Origin of the sequence: Lactococcus sp. UBA7128, assembly GCF_002492185.1 — a bacterium.
Taxonomy (GTDB): domain Bacteria; phylum Bacillota; class Bacilli; order Lactobacillales; family Streptococcaceae; genus Lactococcus; species Lactococcus muris.
Genome location: NZ_DKXK01000002.1, coordinates 6087 through 23984 on the forward strand (window position 1 = coordinate 6087; position 17898 = coordinate 23984).

The 17898-nt window shown below is 39.1% G+C and carries 18 protein-coding genes; all 18 read left to right on the forward strand.

What is annotated here, in order from left to right; genetic code table 11:
* Positions 1–181 (forward strand): hypothetical protein (locus B4H39_RS00415; RefSeq protein ID WP_286927470.1); only part of this gene is annotated, 181 nt, incomplete at its 5' end.
* Positions 182–731: 550 nt separating this feature from the next.
* Positions 732–1409, forward strand: a complete 678-nt coding sequence (locus tag B4H39_RS00420) for a zeta toxin family protein (RefSeq protein WP_251422669.1) — start codon at positions 732–734, stop codon at positions 1407–1409.
* Positions 1402–1566 (forward strand): hypothetical protein, encoded by a 165-nt coding sequence (locus B4H39_RS00425; protein WP_251422666.1) that lies wholly within the window; start codon positions 1402–1404, stop codon positions 1564–1566. The genes B4H39_RS00420 and B4H39_RS00425 overlap by 8 nt, the downstream gene beginning before the upstream one ends.
* 62 nt (positions 1567–1628) lie before the next feature.
* Positions 1629–1877: a hypothetical protein gene (locus tag B4H39_RS00430; protein WP_251422663.1), complete on the forward strand. Its 249-nt coding sequence runs from the start codon at positions 1629–1631 to the stop codon at positions 1875–1877.
* 177 nt (positions 1878–2054) lie between these two features.
* Positions 2055–4625, forward strand: a complete 2571-nt coding sequence (locus B4H39_RS00435; protein WP_251422661.1) for an LTA synthase family protein — start codon at positions 2055–2057, stop codon at positions 4623–4625.
* Between the two features lie 227 nt (positions 4626–4852).
* Complete coding sequence (locus tag B4H39_RS00440; protein ID WP_271327962.1) at positions 4853–5431, forward strand: hypothetical protein; 579 nt, start codon at positions 4853–4855, stop codon at positions 5429–5431.
* 53 nt (positions 5432–5484) lie between these two features.
* On the forward strand, positions 5485–5619 hold the full coding sequence (locus B4H39_RS00445; RefSeq protein WP_271327961.1) for a hypothetical protein: 135 nt from the start codon (positions 5485–5487) through the stop codon (positions 5617–5619).
* A 66-nt stretch (positions 5620–5685) separates the two neighbouring features.
* Positions 5686–6267, forward strand: coding sequence for a GNAT family N-acetyltransferase (locus B4H39_RS00450; RefSeq protein WP_251422655.1), 582 nt, complete (start codon positions 5686–5688; stop codon positions 6265–6267).
* A 302-nt stretch (positions 6268–6569) separates the two neighbouring features.
* Entirely contained in the window at positions 6570–8204 is a 1635-nt protein-coding gene (locus B4H39_RS00455) for a glycosyltransferase family 39 protein (RefSeq protein WP_251422652.1), read from the forward strand.
* A gap of 100 nt (positions 8205–8304) precedes the next feature.
* Positions 8305–9324, forward strand: a complete 1020-nt coding sequence (locus B4H39_RS00460; protein WP_286927471.1) for a DUF3048 domain-containing protein — start codon at positions 8305–8307, stop codon at positions 9322–9324.
* A gap of 178 nt (positions 9325–9502) precedes the next feature.
* Positions 9503–9955 (forward strand): signal peptidase II, encoded by a 453-nt coding sequence (gene lspA / locus B4H39_RS00465; protein ID WP_251422646.1) that lies wholly within the window; start codon positions 9503–9505, stop codon positions 9953–9955.
* The gene (locus B4H39_RS00470; RefSeq protein WP_251422643.1) at positions 9956–10861 is read left to right on the forward strand and encodes an RluA family pseudouridine synthase; all 906 of its coding nucleotides are present in this window, start codon (positions 9956–9958) and stop codon (positions 10859–10861) included.
* A 93-nt stretch (positions 10862–10954) separates the two neighbouring features.
* Positions 10955–11863, forward strand: a complete 909-nt coding sequence (murB, locus tag B4H39_RS00475) for a UDP-N-acetylmuramate dehydrogenase (protein ID WP_251422640.1) — start codon at positions 10955–10957, stop codon at positions 11861–11863.
* Positions 11864–11873: 10 nt separating this feature from the next.
* The gene (locus B4H39_RS00480; RefSeq protein WP_202231004.1) at positions 11874–12776 is read left to right on the forward strand and encodes an HAD family hydrolase; all 903 of its coding nucleotides are present in this window, start codon (positions 11874–11876) and stop codon (positions 12774–12776) included.
* A gap of 1063 nt (positions 12777–13839) precedes the next feature.
* Complete coding sequence (locus B4H39_RS00485) at positions 13840–15111, forward strand: ABC transporter ATP-binding protein (protein ID WP_202231005.1); 1272 nt, start codon at positions 13840–13842, stop codon at positions 15109–15111.
* Positions 15108–15902 (forward strand): ABC transporter permease, encoded by a 795-nt coding sequence (locus B4H39_RS00490; protein WP_251422637.1) that lies wholly within the window; start codon positions 15108–15110, stop codon positions 15900–15902. The genes B4H39_RS00485 and B4H39_RS00490 overlap by 4 nt, the downstream gene beginning before the upstream one ends.
* On the forward strand, positions 15902–16702 hold the full coding sequence (locus tag B4H39_RS00495) for an ABC transporter permease (RefSeq protein WP_202231007.1): 801 nt from the start codon (positions 15902–15904) through the stop codon (positions 16700–16702). The genes B4H39_RS00490 and B4H39_RS00495 overlap by 1 nt, the downstream gene beginning before the upstream one ends.
* A 15-nt stretch (positions 16703–16717) precedes the next feature.
* Positions 16718–17785 (forward strand): ABC transporter substrate-binding protein, encoded by a 1068-nt coding sequence (locus tag B4H39_RS00500; protein WP_251422634.1) that lies wholly within the window; start codon positions 16718–16720, stop codon positions 17783–17785.
* Positions 17786–17898: the final 113 nt, after the last annotated feature.

A 17898-nucleotide genomic window follows, 5' to 3' on the forward strand; every position in this document is an offset into this window, starting at 1 on the left:
AGAGCGGTACGCGATAATGGACTATATGAGCATTTTTACGACACTTATTGGTTATGCGGCCTGGCTGGCTGAGGTTGGAATTATTCAAGAAGAAATTGCTTCAGCCATCATTAATAAAGTGAGTGATGTGGAGGCTATTGCCAACGATAGACGTGAACGTTTGGTGTTTGGAGGTAAATAAGTTTGAGGACTTTCAAGCCCTGATGGAAATAAACGGTAAAAAGTTTCTCTAAAATTCTCAATAAGGCATGCCTTCCGAATTTCTAAGGTTGTCATGCCTTTTAGTTTCTCTTGTGGAGGGTCATCTTATGCAAGAAAATATGATTAACCAACTGCTGAGTTAAAGCCGCATCATTCTCTGGAACATGAAATTCTAAGTTGAAATTATAGAAGAACATATTATGCTAGACTATGTTTATATTATAGTGACTATCCTCCTAAACCTTCTGTATCCATCTTTGTGGAGGAAGCAAACTGAAAAAATAGTTTTTAATCCATATGTAGGATAAGGAGCAAGAAACAAACTTGTAGACTTTGGGGTTTTTATTCAGAATGTTTTTATAGAAAAGAGGCATTTTGGAAATTCAAGCAGCATTGGATTCAATAATATGATACGTTAATCTATTTACTCTCCTGAGGATATTCGTGAAGATCTTTTCTGCAATAATTTAGAAGTCAGACTTTAAAAAATATGTTAAGATAGACATATCAAGAAATCGGGGGAAGTGGGAATGGGGGAGCAGTTTGATGTTCACTTAGATTATGCAAAAACACATAAAAATCAATTAATTTCTGACATTGTAGCCAATAAAAAACGACTTGAAGATAAAACTGCTGTGTTTATGGCTGGGAGTCCTGGTGCAGGTAAAAGCGAAGTTGCAGCTTCTGTTGCATCCATTTATCCAGATTACGTTGTAATTGATGCGGATTATTTTCGCTCAAAATTTCCTAGTTATAACGGAAAGAATTCAAGTGAATTTCAAAAAGCTGCTTCATGGTTGGTAGAACAAGCATTTAAATATATGATTGAACATGGATATTCATTTATTTTGGATGCAACGTTTGCTTTGAGAAGTTCTAATAATAATATTAAAAGGGCTCTAAAAAATAATTTTAAGACATTAATATTTTATGTGTATCAAGAGCCATTGATTGCATGGGATTTTACTAAAAAGCGTGAAGAAGTTGAAGGACGTGTTGTTCCTAAATCAACTTTCGTCCATGCATTTTTCAAAGCAAGAGAAAATATTATAAAGGCAAAGGCTAAGTATCCGGATATTGAATTAAATATTGTTTTAAAAGATTTTAATAATGATGTTGCTGATGTCCATTTTGATGCAGAGAATGTTGAACTCATTCTCACTCAAAATTATACTCACGAAGAATTGGAGGAAAAATTAAATGACTGAAAAAGAAAAAGTAAAAGAAATTGCTAAAAAATACGGTTCAAGCCTTGGAAAACTTTCAAGTGAGGCAACAGCTAAGGAAGTTAAAACCGTCTTTAAGTTTTTTGCAGATGATGCCAATCGCAAGCAACGGGAATTAGTTGGATTGAAAAACAAATAATACAAGTAGCATGCATATTATCAAGCAAGTCTTTCTTCATCTTTGAGTGGTATGCCAAGTACATGTTACCAGTTTCGCAAATGACGGGAAATTCTTTTGCGGCGCACATCTTGGACGAGTTTGCCAGCAAAGAGCGGTACGCGATAATGGACTACATGAGCATTTTTACGACACTTATTGGTTATGCGGCCTGGCTGGCTGAGGTTGGAATTATTCAGGAAGAGATTGCTTCAGCCATCATTAATAAAGTGAGTGATGTGGAGCCTATTGCCAACGATAGACGTGAACGTTTGGTGTTTGGAGGTAAATAAAGTTTGAGGATGCCTTATGCAGGGCATCTTTTGTTTTGTCTTTATGTAGAAGAAAAAAACGTCAAAATCTGTGTGTGTTTTTCAAAATTATTTGCAGAGCATAAAAATTTGCGTAATCCTATGTAAATACCAGAGAGCATGTTATAATCGATTTCATATTGTAAAGGAAATGTAATAATGAAAAAGAATAATATGCTGAAGGCCCTAGCTCTGATGCTTCTTTTTATAGGTTTATCCAGCTTGGTCTTTTCTGATATTTTGCCCGAAGGGGTGGAATATTCAGCTCCTGTGGCTGTTGTGGTTTTGGTTTATCGTCTGATAGGACTTTTAAGCTTTGCTTATCTGGTCCTTGTTTTTATCAAAAATAAAAAGATATGGCTCACTTGGGAGGGAAATTATTTTGAAAGGGGAGAAAAGCTGAGTTGGAGGAGGGTTTCTGTACTCCCCATAATTTTTCTTGCCTATTATATTTTTCATCTTTCGATGATTTTGACAGAAAATATCAACAACAAAACTTTTGAGTTTGACTACACTTCTCTAAATTTAGGACTTTTAGTGGAGTTTTATCTTCCTCTAGTCTTTGCGATGCTTTTAGCTATTTCTCTAGTGGCACGTATTCCAGATAAGAGAAGCGCATGGAAAATTTTGGATGTTGTGGCAGACATAGAGGTCGAACATGTTTATATGACAGTTCTTGTAAGCTTGGTCTTTCTTGACAGTATGACAGAACGCCTCATTTGGGATATATTATTTAGCCCAGTCCATTCAGAGGCCATGCTTGATCTGGTTTATGCCGATGAAAATATTTTAGGGAGTTCTGACTTTATCTCTCTTTTTGGAAACATTCTCCTCGTATTTGTTATCCTTTGTGTACTCAGTTTCTTTATCGTCAAGGGGATTCAAGCCTTTAAAAGTAACAGTGCCAACTTCCCCCTTTCCTTAACAACGAGCCTTTTATTGGCATTTGTTTTTAACTCTCTTATCCAATCAGGGATGAGAGTAGATGAAGGGCCTATGTATTATGGCTATGTTGTGACTGGGATAAGCCTATTTCAAGTTTTTGTTTTAACCCTGGCGTTTATGTTTCTTTATGTGCTGATTAACCGTTATATGATTACTACAGCAGTGATTATGTTTATTTTTGGGGGATTTAGCTTAGGAAATGCCATGAAATTTTCGGTGCGGCAAGAGCCTATATATGTTTCAGAACTTTCTTGGCTAACCAACATACAGTCCTTGCTTACTTTTGTTGATATAAAGTTGATTTTGCTGGCACTTTTCGCCTTACTCAGCCTTGTTTTACTTGCAATTCTCTTAAACAGAAGATTTTTTAAGGGAAAAATCATGGATTGGAAAACAAGAGCGGTCACTCTGCTTTTGATTTTCTCGCTTTACTTTCCTTTGATGCAGAATTTCAAAAATCTTAATACACCAGATGAACAGGTGAACTTTCCCCTCCTCAGCCAATATGTCCAAAGATATAACGGCAGTCTTTTGTGGCGCGGCTCAGCAAAGTTAGCCAGAGACAAGTCGCTTTCTTATGTTTGGTTGAAGAAAATCTATGGTAAAGCTATGGAGGAGCCTGCGGGATATAGCCAAGCCAAGATAGAGGAAATTATCCAAAAATACAGGAAAGAGGCTGATGAAATCAATCAAAGTCGCTCAGAAAATATCGCAGATCAAACGGTAATCTACATTTTAAGTGAATCTCTATCAAACCCTAATCGTATCAAAGGCGCAAACCTCTCAGATAATCCTCTGAAAAATATTGATTTGATAAAGGCAAACGCAACGGGAGGCTTGATGTATTCCAATAGTTTCGCAGGTGGAACAGCAAATATGGAGGCACAATCGCTTAGTGGTCTTCCCATGGTCAATTACTCCAGTAACATCTCGACCATTAATTCTGATGTGTTTCCAAGTATGCCGTTTATTCCGGCTATCTCTAATTTCTTCCCAGAGAAGATTGCACTTCATCCTGAAAATGGAGCTAACTATAACCGTAATACAATCTATAAAAAACTTGGCTTTGATCATTTTTATGCCCTATCAAACACGGACAAGGCAGATATATTGATCAATCAAGAAAAATTGGACGGTTATGTGACAGATGCACAAGTTTATCAAGAGGTGTTAGATAAGATAAATCCTGCACAGTCACAGTTCTTTAGCGTTTTGACCATGCAAAACCATATGTCCTATGAAAATTATTCTGGTTCTTCCAGCTTAACAGCAGTGGGGGAAGGGCACACAAGCGAACAGAATAAACACTTGCAAAACTATGTGCGCAAAATTTCTGATACCGATAGGGAGACAAAAGCTTTCTTGGAAGAGTTAGAGAAGATGGATAAAAAAATCACAGTTGTCTTTTACGGTGACCATCTTTCGAATGTCTTTCCGATAGACTATCCGAGTCTAAAAACAGAACCTTTTAAAGCCTATCAGACGGATTATTTTATCTGGACAAATAAGGGAAATACAAGCAATAAGCAAGGCGACTTAAACGCTGCAGAATTTGCGCCAGCTTTGCTTGAAACTGTAGGTGCAAAAGTTTCCCCCTACTATGCACTTTTATCAAGCATCATGTGGGAGCTGCCCTCAGAGTATAACTCTGCTTTATCGGCTCAGGTAAGTTTAAGTGAAGCGCAGCAAGAACGCATCGAGGAGTTAAAAATCATTCAGTATGACCTCACATCAGGCAAACACTATCTAAAGGAGGATTCCTCTTTCTTTCAGCTTGATGAGTAAGGGCCGGGTGAGCTTCTGATCCAGCTGTTGAGTTTGGAAAAGGAAGCTTTTTCAAAAGTCTTTGTGCAACATTTGCATCCTTTCTTCCTTTTTTATTCTGTCTGAACTACAGTCGTTTGATTTTTAATAATGATTACATTTTTTAATTTTATATTTACGTTACATTGCGTTAACATTTCTCTTGTGCTAAAATAGTTCTAAAAGCGAAATATGAAAAGGAAAAATTTGTGATAAAGATGAAGAAAAAGATAATTGTAGGAACGGCTTTTACTTTACTTTTAGTTGTAGGAACAAGCGCAGCATATACATTTCTCTCTTCAAATGAAGAACAAGCAGAAATTCAATCCCAAAAATCCGAAGAAAAGCCCGAAGAAGCAGAAAAAGAAGTCCAACAAAGTGAAGAAAACTTAAAAGATGAACAGTTGATATATACAAATTCAGCGCATCAGATAAGCGGAGAAAAACAAGACATAAAAGTTCAAGATTGGAAAGTAATAGACGATAGTTCAGGTGAGCAAGTTTTAAAAGTTACATTTACATTCAACAATAAAACAGATCAAACGATTGACTTGAGGGACTTTGCTCAGGACAGAATAAGCTTAGCACAAGTGCTGGACAATAAAAACAGTCAGGTGATTGAAATGGATACGAACGATTTGAAGGGGAAAAAGGTGCACAAAAAAGAAGGAACAACAGGCGTGATTTATGGTAAAGTATTGAAGGATGCACCAAAAATCGCCTTTGTTTTTGGCATGAATCGTAAAGCAGGAGAAACTTATACGGGAGGATTGACTCTAAACATCTAAAATTTTTGAGCAAAAAAGAGATAGACTTATAGATGGTATTTAGAGGAGAACACATGGAAATTGAAAAACTTAAAGATAGACTTGAAACGCTAGAAAAGAAAAACAGAAATCTAAGGGTTGGATTGCTTGTGCATGATTTAATGACGATAGTCTTATCTATCGCAGTTGCTTATTTATTTCTAGGCTGAATAAGATGGAGATTATGAGGAAGCTGCACCTTGCATTTATATAGGAAGAAAAGCTGAGGTTAAAATATGAGTCATATAATCAGACAAGCATTACCTGATGAAAAAAGAAAAATAGCAAAAACAATCGCAAATAGCTATAAGGAAGAACTAAGTGTGCTCTCCAAAAATCAAGAAAGCCTTATCGCGGTCTTTGAACAGGGTATCCATGCCGAGCGTTTTTGGATTTGGCTTGAAGGAGAAGAAGTGCTGGGGATTGCGGCTTGTTCTGACGATAGTGGAAGAGCTTTTACACCAGATAGAAAGAAATGTATAAAAAATTTTGGATTGATGCGTGGGCTGATTGCCTCTTTTATTTTCAATTCTGAATTTGCCAAGACACTTCCCTATCCTAAGACAACAGGCTATATCGAATTTGTCGGCGTGCTTGATTCTGTGCGAGGAAGAGGCATTTCAAAGAAAATTTTGCTTGAAATTGTCAAACAAAGTGAGCAATATGATGAATTTTTACTCGATGTCATGGATAACAATATTGCTGCAATAAAAACCTATGAGAAACTTGGCTTTCGTGAATATAAACGAGAGCCATTTCGCGGGGGCAAAAATAAAGGAATAAAAGAGCGAGTATACATGAAATTGAGTAAGAAATGAAAGGTAGATTGATGCAGTCAAAAACGGAAAAGTAAACCACATGTTTTTCTCTTATTTTCAAGCTAAAATGTGAAGGTTAATTGTAAATTATCCCAGAGTGTTGACTGTAAGGAAAAAATATGAACTGCTAAAAATCAGTAGCAAAACCAAGAAAATCAAGACTGCAAGCCCTCACAAAATGCAAGGAAATATGTCCCGTTTTTTGTGAAGATAATGGACAAAGACAAAAAGGAGCCGCAGTTTGAACAAGAAAGTGACAAAACGGTGCATGGAGTCTAGGAAGGAAGAGAGGAATGGAACACGTGGGAAAAAGCAGAAAAAATAGTGTTAAATATTTTACTCTGGTGCTGTCCTTTTTAAGTGCTCTTGCACTTTTGGGGATTTTGCTGATTCAGTTTTTCTTTTCATTTGACCAAGCAGAGTCAAACGTTATTCGTTTCAATAATCCCTTCTTTGTAGCTGGATCTTTTCTCGCATTTCTCCTGCTGCAATATGGGATTCATCGTTGGGTTGAAATTTTGAATCTTTCGACCAGAACACTTCAAAAGCTACTGACAATCTACGCAAGTGTATTTGGGATAATCATAATTTTTTTATTTTTTAGTCCCCCTTTTTCAGATGCTTGGAGTGTCATTAATGGCTTTCTTGTGGACAGTTGGCTTACAATTCCTTATGCAGAGTATTATCCGAATAATCTAGGTTTAGTCCTGATTTATCAAGTGATTTTTAAAGTTTTTGGAAGAGGCGCTTGGCCCATCATGTATGTGGTAAATGTGATTTCAGTTGTTGGTATTTGCACATTTATTCCGAAAATCACGGGACTCTTGTATAATACAAGTTCTGAAAGAATTGCCATTCAACTTATGTTCTTTGCTTTGCCTTATTTTTGGGTGATTTCCTATTTATACAACGACCTGATAAGTTTGGCGCTGGTTCTCTTTGCCCTTCTGTCTCTTCTAAGGTTTGTAAAGGAATCACCAAAAATTTTTACTCTTGTACTTTCAGGTCTGTCACTAGGTTTGGCCTATGTACTTCGGACAAACGTGCTTATTTTTATTATCGGCATAGGTATCTATTATCTACTCTTGAGGGCTGTGAGGGACAGGAAGTTTGATGGCAACCATCGTCTGGCTTTCCTACCTGTTTTAATCGCTCTGAGTCTCAGTACCAGTTTTCACTTTTTCGCACCTAAAATGATTTCAAATTATAGAACAAACTATGCCCAGCCTTCCATTTCTTGGGTTGCGATGGCTTTGGCAGACGCGAAGACACTGGAAGGTTATCGTTATAAGCAGCCTGGGATGTTCAATGATTTTGAAAGCTGGGCCTTTGACCAATACAAAAAGAAGCACGGTCAAGTTTCACGACAAGATTTTCTCCGTAATCGCTCAGCCAGAGAGAAAATTTATAGAGAATTTATCAGTAAGCGATTGAGCCAGATGATGCAAAATCCGCGACAAACGCTTGCATTCTTCGGAAAAAAAGCTATCGTTTCATGGGGAGATCCGTCCCTATCCGGAAATTACCTCATGAGACAGAGCTATGAGAACCAGCAAGAAATGTATGAAAGATTGCCTGTAGAAAGTCTCGCACTTATACAGGCAATCCCATCAGTAGCCTTGACAGACTTCGAAAGGAATCGCTGGTCGTTCAGAAGTCCGGTTACAGCCTTTCTCGTCAAGACAAGGTCTTTTACCCACTTCATTGAAAGGCCCTTCTTAATTCTCATAGTATTAAGCACAGGTCTCTTTTTGGTTAGAAAAAAATTTAGACCAAATCTAGAGGCATTTTTGCTGCTTCTCATCTTCTTTGGTGGCACTGTTTTTCATCAGTTTCTTTGGGAAACACAGCCGAGGTATTTCCTCCCTTATCTTGCGCTCCTCCTACCAATAGCCTCTTTTGAGTTTTCAGACAGACTATCCAATAAAAGGAAATAAGACTTTTATTGTAGCTTCTTTATATCCATAATGCTTTTGATAAGGTACTTTTCTGCTATAATAATAGCATGAATAAAAAGTAATCGCTATCATCGCAATCTTGTTAATTGGTGCAGCAGGTGTTTTTGCTTGGCAGACAAAGGTGTTTGCTCCTAAAACTACGCACCAAGAGGAGAAAAATCAGGAAGTAAAAAAAGAAGAACCTCAGTTGGTCAGGGCTGATTTGACTGGGCTCGAAACGACTGCTGAAAAGGCAAAACGTCCCATAACAGCTGTCGTGGTAGAAAATTCACCAGAAGCACGTCCGCAGTCGGGACTTAAGGAGGCAGGTGTAGTTTTTGAAGTAGTGGCTGAGGGAGGAATTACCCGTTTTGTCGCAATGTATCAAGAGAAGCAACCAGACTTGATTGGTCCAGTTCGCTCTATCCGCCCTTACTTTGTGGAATGGGCAGCTGGTTTTGATGCAGGATTGGCCCATGTAGGTGGTTCAGAACTGGCTTTAGACATGGTGAAGTCTGGAAATTATGTCACAGACTTGGATCAGTTTAGAGCCCCAGCTGGAATTTTCTGGCGTTCAGATGACCGAATCGCTCCGCATAATATGTACACGAATACGAATGGATTGGATGCGTATATGGAGAAGTTGGAGAAGAAAAAATCCGATTTTGAAGTCTGGAAACGCCTGCCACTTAGTACGGAAAAGATGGAAAATCAGGATTCAAGTGGTTTGCCTATTGCACATCATATTCAAATCCCAGTTTCTACAGGAATCTTTGCCGTGGGATATCAATATGATACTCCAAGCAACACCTATAAACGTTTTCAAGGCGGCGAAGCCCATCAGGACCGAGAAAAAGGACAAGTGTCACCAGATGTCGTAATAGCTATTATGGTTAATCAAAGCTTGTCAGCAGATGGTAATCATATGGATATTGAAATGACAGGCACCGGAAAGGCATATATTTTCCAAAATGGTAAGGTGCAAGAAGGAAAATGGTCCAAACCAGATGCGCAGACCAATATCAGTTTTACCGATGAGCAAGGACAAAACATCCCTCTCAAATCCGGGCAGACCTGGGTGACGGCAGTGGATAATCTGCGTCAGGTGATTTGGGAATAAGTGTAAATGCAATAGGACAGCATGTGTGCTGTTTTTTTATAATATGGCCTTCCCAAGTCAAAGACATTCAACACGCGTGACTAACGTCATTACTCCAATAAAGGGCTCCCTACGTTTGCCATAGACAACACCAAGATTAACCTAGAGTCAGAACGATAATTCTGTTATAATAAACAATATGAAAAAAATAATCTCCCTCGGCCTAATACTCCTCGGAATACTTGCAGACCAACTGATGAAAGCTTGGACTGTCTCCAATATTCCACTGGGAGGCGAACAGGCATTTATTCCTGGTATTCTCAGTCTAACCTATCTTCGAAATGAAGGCGCCGCCTGGTCGCTTCTGGAAGGCAAACAGTGGTTTTTTCTCATACTAACACCCATTGTCCTTGCTGCCGCTGTCTATTTTCTCTACAAAAAGATAAATCAGAACTGGTATTTTGTAGCACTGACTTTGATTATTTCTGGAGCGCTCGGAAACTTTATTGACCGTGTACGCCAATCTTTTGTGGTGGACATGTTTCAGACTGACTTTATCAATTTTCCAATATTTAATATCGCGGATATACTACTCTCTGTGGGTTTTGTAGTGCTTTTCATCGCGATTATTTTAGACAAAGAGGTAGAATAAATGGCAGTAGTAATTATTGACGAAGCAAATGCTGGTTTACGCTTGGATAAGGCCTTGGCGAACCTTAGCAAAGTCTCACGTTCAGTAGTGATAGACTTAATTCGTGAAGGTAAGGTGAGCGTAGAGGGACAAGTGAAGAAAGCAAAATACAAGGTAAAAGCAGGTGAGGCGATTACTTATGAACTGCCAGAAATTGCTGTCCTTGATATCCAAGCTGAGGATATCCCTTTGGATATTGTCTATGAGGATGCAGATGTAGCAGTAATTAATAAACCTCAAGGAATGGTTGTTCATCCAAGCGCAGGGCATACTTCGGGAACTTTAGTCAATGCCATCATGTTTCATATCAAAGATCTTTCCTCCATCAATGGTGTAATTCGTCCTGGAATTGTGCATCGCATAGACAAAGACACCTCTGGTCTGCTGATGATTGCCAAAAATGATGTCGCGCATGAATCTTTAGCCGCACAGCTCAAAGCAAAAACCAATAAACGTCGCTATATTGCGCTGGTACATGGTGAAGTACCGAATGAAAAAGGTACAATTGAGGCACCGATTGGTCGGAATCCTAAGGAGCGAAAAAAACAAGCAGTTGTCGCTGGAGGAAAAGCTGCAAAAACACGCTTTACCGTGCTGGAGCGTTTCCCAGGATATACCTTGCTTGCCCTTGAACTTGAAACTGGACGAACTCATCAGATTCGTGTGCATATGGCCTACATTGGTTTTCCTATAGCTGGAGATCCACTTTACGGACCAAGTAAAACGCTCATACCAAACCTTGGGCAATTTCTTCATGCGGAGACATTGGGTTTTGAGCATCCAACAACAGGGGAACTGATGGAGTTTCAAGTAGATGTACCAGACATCTTTGCCCAACAACTTGAAAAATTGAGAGCTTTGTCATAAGGGCAAGTTAGACTCTGTCTACAGTCTGAAAAAACTCTCGTTTTTTTTTTTTATTTTTCCCGTCATATTTCTAAATTATGGTAAAATGATTCTATGCTAAAAAAATCTGATTTCGAAAAATTTCCTGATTTGCTTGTCAAATATGATGAGCCATTGTCAAATTACACTTACACTAAAGTTGGCGGACCGGCAGATTTTCTTGCTTTTCCCGCTTCAAGTGAAGAATTAAGTGCCTTGCTTGACTTAGCACGGGCAGCAGGTACGCCGATTACCGTTTTGGGTAACGCCTCAAACTTAATCGTTCGTGATGGCGGGATTCGTGGCTTAGTTATCTTACTTGAAAAAATGAATCATATTGAAGTAAATGGGAATGTTGTTACCGCTGAGGCAGGAGCAAAACTGATTGATACGACACATGTTGCTCTAGAGCATTCTCTAACTGGGTTTGAGTTTGCTTGTGGTATTCCAGGTTCTGTCGGTGGGGCTGTCTTTATGAACGCCGGTGCTTATAATGGTGAAATTGCCCACGTTCTGCTCAACTGTACAGTCATTGACCAAGATGGCATTCTCCGTGTGCTGCAAGCCGATGAAATGAAATTCGGCTACCGTCATTCTGTGATCCGTGAGGAAAACTTGATTGTTGTTTCGGCACAGTTTAAACTCCAAGTCGGTGATGCAGCAGTCATCAAGGCGGAGATGGACCGTTTAACAGGCTTGCGTGAAAGTAAACAACCGCTCGAATATCCAAGTTGTGGCTCAGTATTCAAACGTCCTGCCGGACATTTTGCTGGACAGCTTATCCAAGAAGCAGGCATGCAAGGAGTCCGTATCGGTGGTGTGGAAGTATCCAAAAAACATGCCGGCTTTATGGTAAACGTAGATCACGGTACGGCTACAGATTATGAAAACTTAATTGCTTATGTTATTGAGCATGTCAAGGAAAACTCTGGATTGACACTCGAAGCAGAAGTCCGTATTATCGGTGAAAAATTGGAAAGATAAAAACAGGAAAATGATTAATGCAATAGTTTTTGACGTTGACGATACAATTTATGACCAGCAGGCACCGTTTAGACGGGCCATTTCTAAGGTCTTCCCAGACTTTGATATGGCGGATATGAATAAAGCTTATATTCGCTACCGTCACTATTCAGACCTTGGTTTTCCTAAAGTTATTGCGGGTGACTGGGAGATTGAGTATTTCCGTTTTTATCGTACAAATGAAACACTCAAAGACTTGGGCTATCCAGAAATTTCACGCGCTACCGGTGATTATTTTCAAGAAATTTACGAATACGAATTAGAAAATATCACCATGCTTGATGAAATGCGTTTGACTTTAGACTTTTTGAAAAAACGTAATATTCCAGTTGGCGTGATTACTAATGGTCCAACCGAGCACCAACTCAAAAAAATTCGCAAACTTGGCTTGTATGATTATGTTGAGCCAAGCCACGTAATCGTTTCGCAAGCAACAGGTTTCCAAAAACCAGAAAAAGAAATCTTTAACTTGGCTGCTCAACAATTTGGGATGAATCCCGAAACAACTTTATATGTTGGTGACTCTTATGATAATGATGTGATGGGAGGCCACAATGGCGGGTGGAAAACCATGTGGTTTAATCACCGTGGCCGCAGTATTTCTCAAGAGAAAAAAGTGCATGATGTTGAAATCGATTCTTTTGAACAACTCTTTGGAGCAGTAAAAGTCCTTTTTGATTTGCCCGACAATAAATACATCATGGATTCGAATGATAAAACCAATCCCGTTTTGGAGTTGGGAGTCAAGGCGGGGCTAAATCTGGCCGCAGAACGTCTTTTAGCTACAAAGGAATTTGATTTGAAAACTGTATCCACAATGCTTGAACTCAGTAAAAAGCAAGTGGAATTTCTCACTTTAAAGGGGTACAAGTAAGCGATGAAAATCAGAGTTTCCGCTGTCTTTTGAAAGTTTGTACAATTCTGAGAAGAAAAAATTATAAAACTTTCGCTCTTGCAAAGGACTAAAATTTACGTTATAATTATAAAAGTTCTGCTAGGCAGAAAATAGGACTCATTTTTGCTATAAACAAGCGAAAACTAAGGCCATACGGACAGCCAGAGTCACAGCCGATTGGCAATTTTATTGCCTTATTGATTAAGCAAATTGATTTGCTTATGGAGTTGAGAGGCTCCACCCAAGAAACACGCTTGCGCGCATCAATAAGAGTACTAAAAGTTGACTACTCGGTCTCTCCGCAGTAAGACTGCTTTTTATATGTAATCAAAGATTGAATGTGAATCCAAGTGTGTGTACACTTGGATTTTTTGATATGCTACCATCATTGCGCCTGAAGGCGCTAATGATGGACGGAAAGTCCTGTAGGACCTTTCCTGAGCATCTCATTAGGTAAAAATTATTGTTTTTGATTTTTGCCGTCATGATTGGCTATTGCTATCAAGTGCCTAAAGGCCCTGATAGCAAACGGAAATCCCTATAAGGATTTCCTAAGCCTCCCATTAGTCAAAAAATCAAAAAAAGTATCGTTTTTGATTTTTGCCGTCATAATAGGCTATTGCTATTAAGTGTCTAAAGGCACTGTTAACAAAAGGAAATCTCTAGGCAGATTTCCTAAGGCTTTCGTTAGTTGACAAATAAAAAAATATCGTTTTTGCTTGTCAATGTCATAAGCTATCGTCCTTGTGTAAAGATACTCATAAGGATTGAAAAGCCCTGTTAGGCTCTTTCTTAAGCATCTTGTTGGGAAAAGGACAAAAAATATCGTTTTTTGCTTTTTATACCCTGCACTGTCCCAGTGCTTCTAAAGATGCTAGATAATAGTAGAAAGCCCTAAGCTACTTTCTCCTATGCCCATCAATGAGCAGGAAATAAAAAATATTGTTTTTCTGCCTCATTATTTAATTAAGACCGGTTTTGAGATTCCGGTCATGTCTTCAATGATAAGCAAAACTCTAAATCCACCCTTAAGGATAACAGTATGACAAAAAACATTATCGAATTCAAAAATGTAACTAAAACCTTTGAAGACAGTGGCACAACGGTCCTTAAAGATATTACTTTTGAAATTGAAGAAGGTAAATTTTACACTTTACTTGGTGCATCAGGCTCTGGAAAGTCAACAATTTTAAATATTATTGCAGGACTTTTGGATGCGACTTCAGGAGATATTTTCTTGGATGGTCAGCGCATCAATGATGTCCCTACTAATAAACGTGATGTCCATACGATTTTCCAGTCTTATGCTCTTTTTCCCAACATGACTGTCTTTGATAATGTTGCTTTTGCCTTGAAGATAAAGGGAATAAATAAAGCTGAAATTGCGCAACGTGTCACAGAAAGTCTCAAGCTGGTGCAATTGGAAGGCTTTGAGAAACGTGCCATCAGTAAGCTCTCCGGCGGTCAGAAACAGCGTGTGGCTATTGCGCGTGCAATCATCGACCGTCCGAAAGTTCTCTTACTGGATGAATCCTTGTCTGCTTTGGACATGAAGCTCCGCAAGGACATGCAGTATGAACTGCGTGAGCTGCAACAAAGTCTAGGAATTACCTTTATTTTTGTTACCCATGACCAGGAAGAAGCTCTAGCTATGTCTGACTGGATTTTCATCATGAATGAAGGTCAAATCGTCCAGTCAGGCACACCAACCGATATTTATGACGAACCCATTAACCATTTTGTTGCGGAGTTTATTGGGGAGTCGAACATCATTAGCGGCCGCATGATTGAGGACTATCTTGTAGAATTCAACGGTCAGAAATTTGAAGCTGTCGATGGTGGGATGCGCCCTAATGAGCCGATTGAGGTAGTCATTCGTCCCGAAGATATTGAGTTTACTCTTCCTGATGAAGGAAAATTCAACGTTAAAGTTGATACACAACTCTTCCGTGGTGTACATTATGAGATTGTGGCTTACGATGATTTTGGCAATGAGTGGCTGATTCACTCGACACATAAAGCTTTAGTCGGTGAAACTGTAGGCTTGACCTTTGAACCTGAGGCTATACACATTATGCGTCTTGACGAAACCGAAGAAGAATTCGACGCCCGTATTGAAGAGTATGTTGAGGAAGAAGAACAAACTATCGGTATCGTAAATGCGGTCGAAGAAGAAGCCGCAGAAGAAGAGGCAGCCATCAAAGATGCTGTCCAGGAAGCCTTGGAAAACACAATGGACTTGACCGAGTTAGCACAAGCCGTAAACGATATCCTGCATAAGCAAGAAAACGGGGAAAGTGAGGAAGAAGAATGACCAAAAGACTTTTCTCTGTCCCCTACTTCCTGTGGGTAGGACTGTTCGTTGTAGCCCCTCTTATCCTCTTGCTCTGGCAATCTTTCTTTAATATTCAAGGTCAGTTTAGCTTTTCTAACTATAGTCAGTATTTTACAAGCTCAACTTATCTGATGATGACTTGGAACTCGATACTTTATGCTTTGATTATTACAGTTGTTACTCTCTTGATTAGCTTTCCTGTAGCTTATGTTTTAACTAAACTTAAGCACAAGCAGCTTCTCTTGATGTTGATTATCTTGCCTACTTGGGTTAATCTTTTGCTGAAAGCTTATGCCTTTATTGGTATCTTTGGTAAATATGGCTCTGTCAACAGTTTCTTACAATTTATCGGGCTTGGTCGTCCACAGATTTTGTTTACAGACTTTAGCTTTATCTTTGTAGCGACTTATATTTCTATCCCCTTTATGGTGATGCCTATTTTTAATGCCCTTGAGGATTTAGATAAAAATCTTGTCTTAGCCAGTTATGATTTGGGTGCAACACGCTGGCAAACCTTTATTCATGTGGTTTGGCCCTTATCACTCAATGGTGTTCGCTCAGGTGTCCAAGCGGTTTTCATTCCGAGTCTATCGCTCTTCATGCTGACGCGCTTGATTGGTGGCAATAAAGTGATAACTCTAGGTACAGCGGTCGAAGAGCATTTCCTCACCACACAAAACTGGGGCATGGGTTCAACAATAGCCATCGTCTTGGTTGTTGCCATGATGATTATTATGTTACTGACAAGAGAAAGAAAGGTGGGGAGCTAATGCCTAGTAAAAATCGTATCGGAAAAATCTATCTGGGCTTCGTGCTCTTTATCCTTTATGCGCCCATCTTTTTCTTGATCTTTTATGCTTTCAATGAAGGCGGGGACATGAACCAATTTACAGGGTTTACCTTAGACAATTTTAAGGAACTTTTTCAAGATAGCCGTTTGATTTTGATTGTCGTTCAAACCTTCTTCTTGGCCTTTTTAAGTGCCTTGATTGCGACGATTATTGGGACTTTTGGCGCTATGTTTATTGAAAATCTTAAAGCCAAAGGTAAGACGACTTTCTTAGGCTTGAACAATGTTTTGATGGTATCACCGGATGTCGTTATTGGTGCAAGCTTCTTGATTCTTTTTACACTGGTAGGTATGCAGCTTGGCTTTTTCTCCGTTTTATTAAGCCATATTGCTTTTTCTATTCCGATTGTTGTCTTGATGGTCTTGCCACTTTATCAAGAAATGGATAAGTCTTTGATAGATGCTGCTTACGACCTTGGTGCGACACAGACACAAGCACTGAAAGAAGTAATTCTTCCTTATCTGACACCAGGGATTATAGCAGGTTTCTTCATGGCTTTCACTTACTCGCTCGATGACTTTGCAGTTACCTTCTTTGTCACAGGGAATGACTTTACGACAATGTCTGTCGAAATCTATTCACGTGCCCGCGCTGGTATCTCGTTAGAAATCAATGCCCTATCCGCAATTGTATTTCTCTTCTCAATATTACTGGTTATAGGGTATTATATAATCATGAGAGAATCAGATACTGCCGGAAAATCACCAAATATTACTTAAGAAAGGACAGCACTCTTGAAAAAATTAATCTATTTTCTTACAGGGATTTTAGCGATCACTGTCCTTCTTGGCGTTACAGCTTGGCGGATGTCCGCTGCTACAGGTGTTTCAACCACTACCAACAGCTTAACTATTTTTAACTGGGGCGAATATATTGATCCGCAGCTTCTCACGAAGTTTGAAAAAGAGTCGGGCTATAAGGTGAATTATGTGACATTTGACTCCAATGAAGCCATGTATTCTAAGGTTAAACAAGGAGGCACGGCTTACGATATCGTGGTGCCCAGCGAGTATATGGTGCAAAAAATGGCCAAAGAAAATCTCTTGCTTCCCTTAGATCACACCAAGATTAAAAACCTTGATTATGATAATCCTAAGCTCTTGGATGCGGCATTTGACCCTAAAAATACTTATTCTGTGCCCTATTTTTGGGGGACTTTGGGGATTGTTTATAATGACAAATACATCACTCATCCACCCACAAAATGGGAGGACCTTTGGTCCAAAGACTACAAAAATTCAATCCTCCTCACAGACAGTAGTCGAGATGTGATGGGCATGGGTTTGATCGCTACAGGAAGCTCTGTGAATACGACGAACCAGTCAGAGATTAATCGTGCTTATGACAAGCTCCTACAGCTTACACCCAATGTAAAAGCCATTCTCGGTGACGAAATCATGAGTTACATGATTAATAATGAAACACCTCTAGCAGTTGTTTACAGTGGTCAAGCCTCAGAGATGACCTCAAGCAACGAACATTTGCATTATGTAGTACCTACGCGTACAAATATCTGGTATGATAACTTGGCTATCCCAAAAACCAGCAAAAATACTAAAGCGGCCTATGCTTTCATCAACTTCATGCAAGAACCTGAAAATGCAGCTGCCAATGCCGAGTATGTGGGCTATTCCACACCCAATGTTAAAGCCGAAGCGCTCCTTCCCGCAGAAGTACGTGAAGATAAATCCTACTATCCTGATGAAGCACTGATAAAAGAAGATGAAGTCTATGTTAACCTTGGTCCTTATTGGACGGGGGTGTATAATGACCTTTATCTTCAGTTTAAGATGAATAAATAAAGAGGAGATATTAAGATAAAAGAATACCCTAAAATACTTTTCTTGAGAATCCGGCTCATCTTTAGTTTGGATTCTTTTTTTTGATTTAGAAATAATAAAGTATATTTCAGTTA

What these genes read in the sequence shown, in the direction of transcription:
- B4H39_RS00485 (WP_202231005.1), top strand. Translation starts at nt 13,840, where the DNA reads ATGACAAAAAACATTATCGAATTCAAAAATGTAACTAAAACCTTTGAA.
- B4H39_RS00470 (WP_251422643.1), top strand. Translation starts at nt 9,956, where the DNA reads ATGGCAGTAGTAATTATTGACGAAGCAAATGCTGGTTTACGCTTGGAT.
- B4H39_RS00490 (WP_251422637.1), top strand. Translation starts at nt 15,108, where the DNA reads ATGACCAAAAGACTTTTCTCTGTCCCCTACTTCCTGTGGGTAGGACTG.
- murB (WP_251422640.1), top strand. Translation starts at nt 10,955, where the DNA reads ATGCTAAAAAAATCTGATTTCGAAAAATTTCCTGATTTGCTTGTCAAA.
- B4H39_RS00445 (WP_271327961.1), top strand. Translation starts at nt 5,485, where the DNA reads ATGGAAATTGAAAAACTTAAAGATAGACTTGAAACGCTAGAAAAGAAA.
- B4H39_RS00450 (WP_251422655.1), top strand. Translation starts at nt 5,686, where the DNA reads ATGAGTCATATAATCAGACAAGCATTACCTGATGAAAAAAGAAAAATA.
- B4H39_RS00495 (WP_202231007.1), top strand. Translation starts at nt 15,902, where the DNA reads ATGCCTAGTAAAAATCGTATCGGAAAAATCTATCTGGGCTTCGTGCTC.
- B4H39_RS00435 (WP_251422661.1), top strand. Translation starts at nt 2,055, where the DNA reads ATGAAAAAGAATAATATGCTGAAGGCCCTAGCTCTGATGCTTCTTTTT.
- B4H39_RS00420 (WP_251422669.1), top strand. Translation starts at nt 732, where the DNA reads ATGGGGGAGCAGTTTGATGTTCACTTAGATTATGCAAAAACACATAAA.
- B4H39_RS00425 (WP_251422666.1), top strand. Translation starts at nt 1,402, where the DNA reads ATGACTGAAAAAGAAAAAGTAAAAGAAATTGCTAAAAAATACGGTTCA.
- B4H39_RS00430 (WP_251422663.1), top strand. Translation starts at nt 1,629, where the DNA reads ATGTTACCAGTTTCGCAAATGACGGGAAATTCTTTTGCGGCGCACATC.
- B4H39_RS00480 (WP_202231004.1), top strand. Translation starts at nt 11,874, where the DNA reads ATGATTAATGCAATAGTTTTTGACGTTGACGATACAATTTATGACCAG.
- lspA (WP_251422646.1), top strand. Translation starts at nt 9,503, where the DNA reads ATGAAAAAAATAATCTCCCTCGGCCTAATACTCCTCGGAATACTTGCA.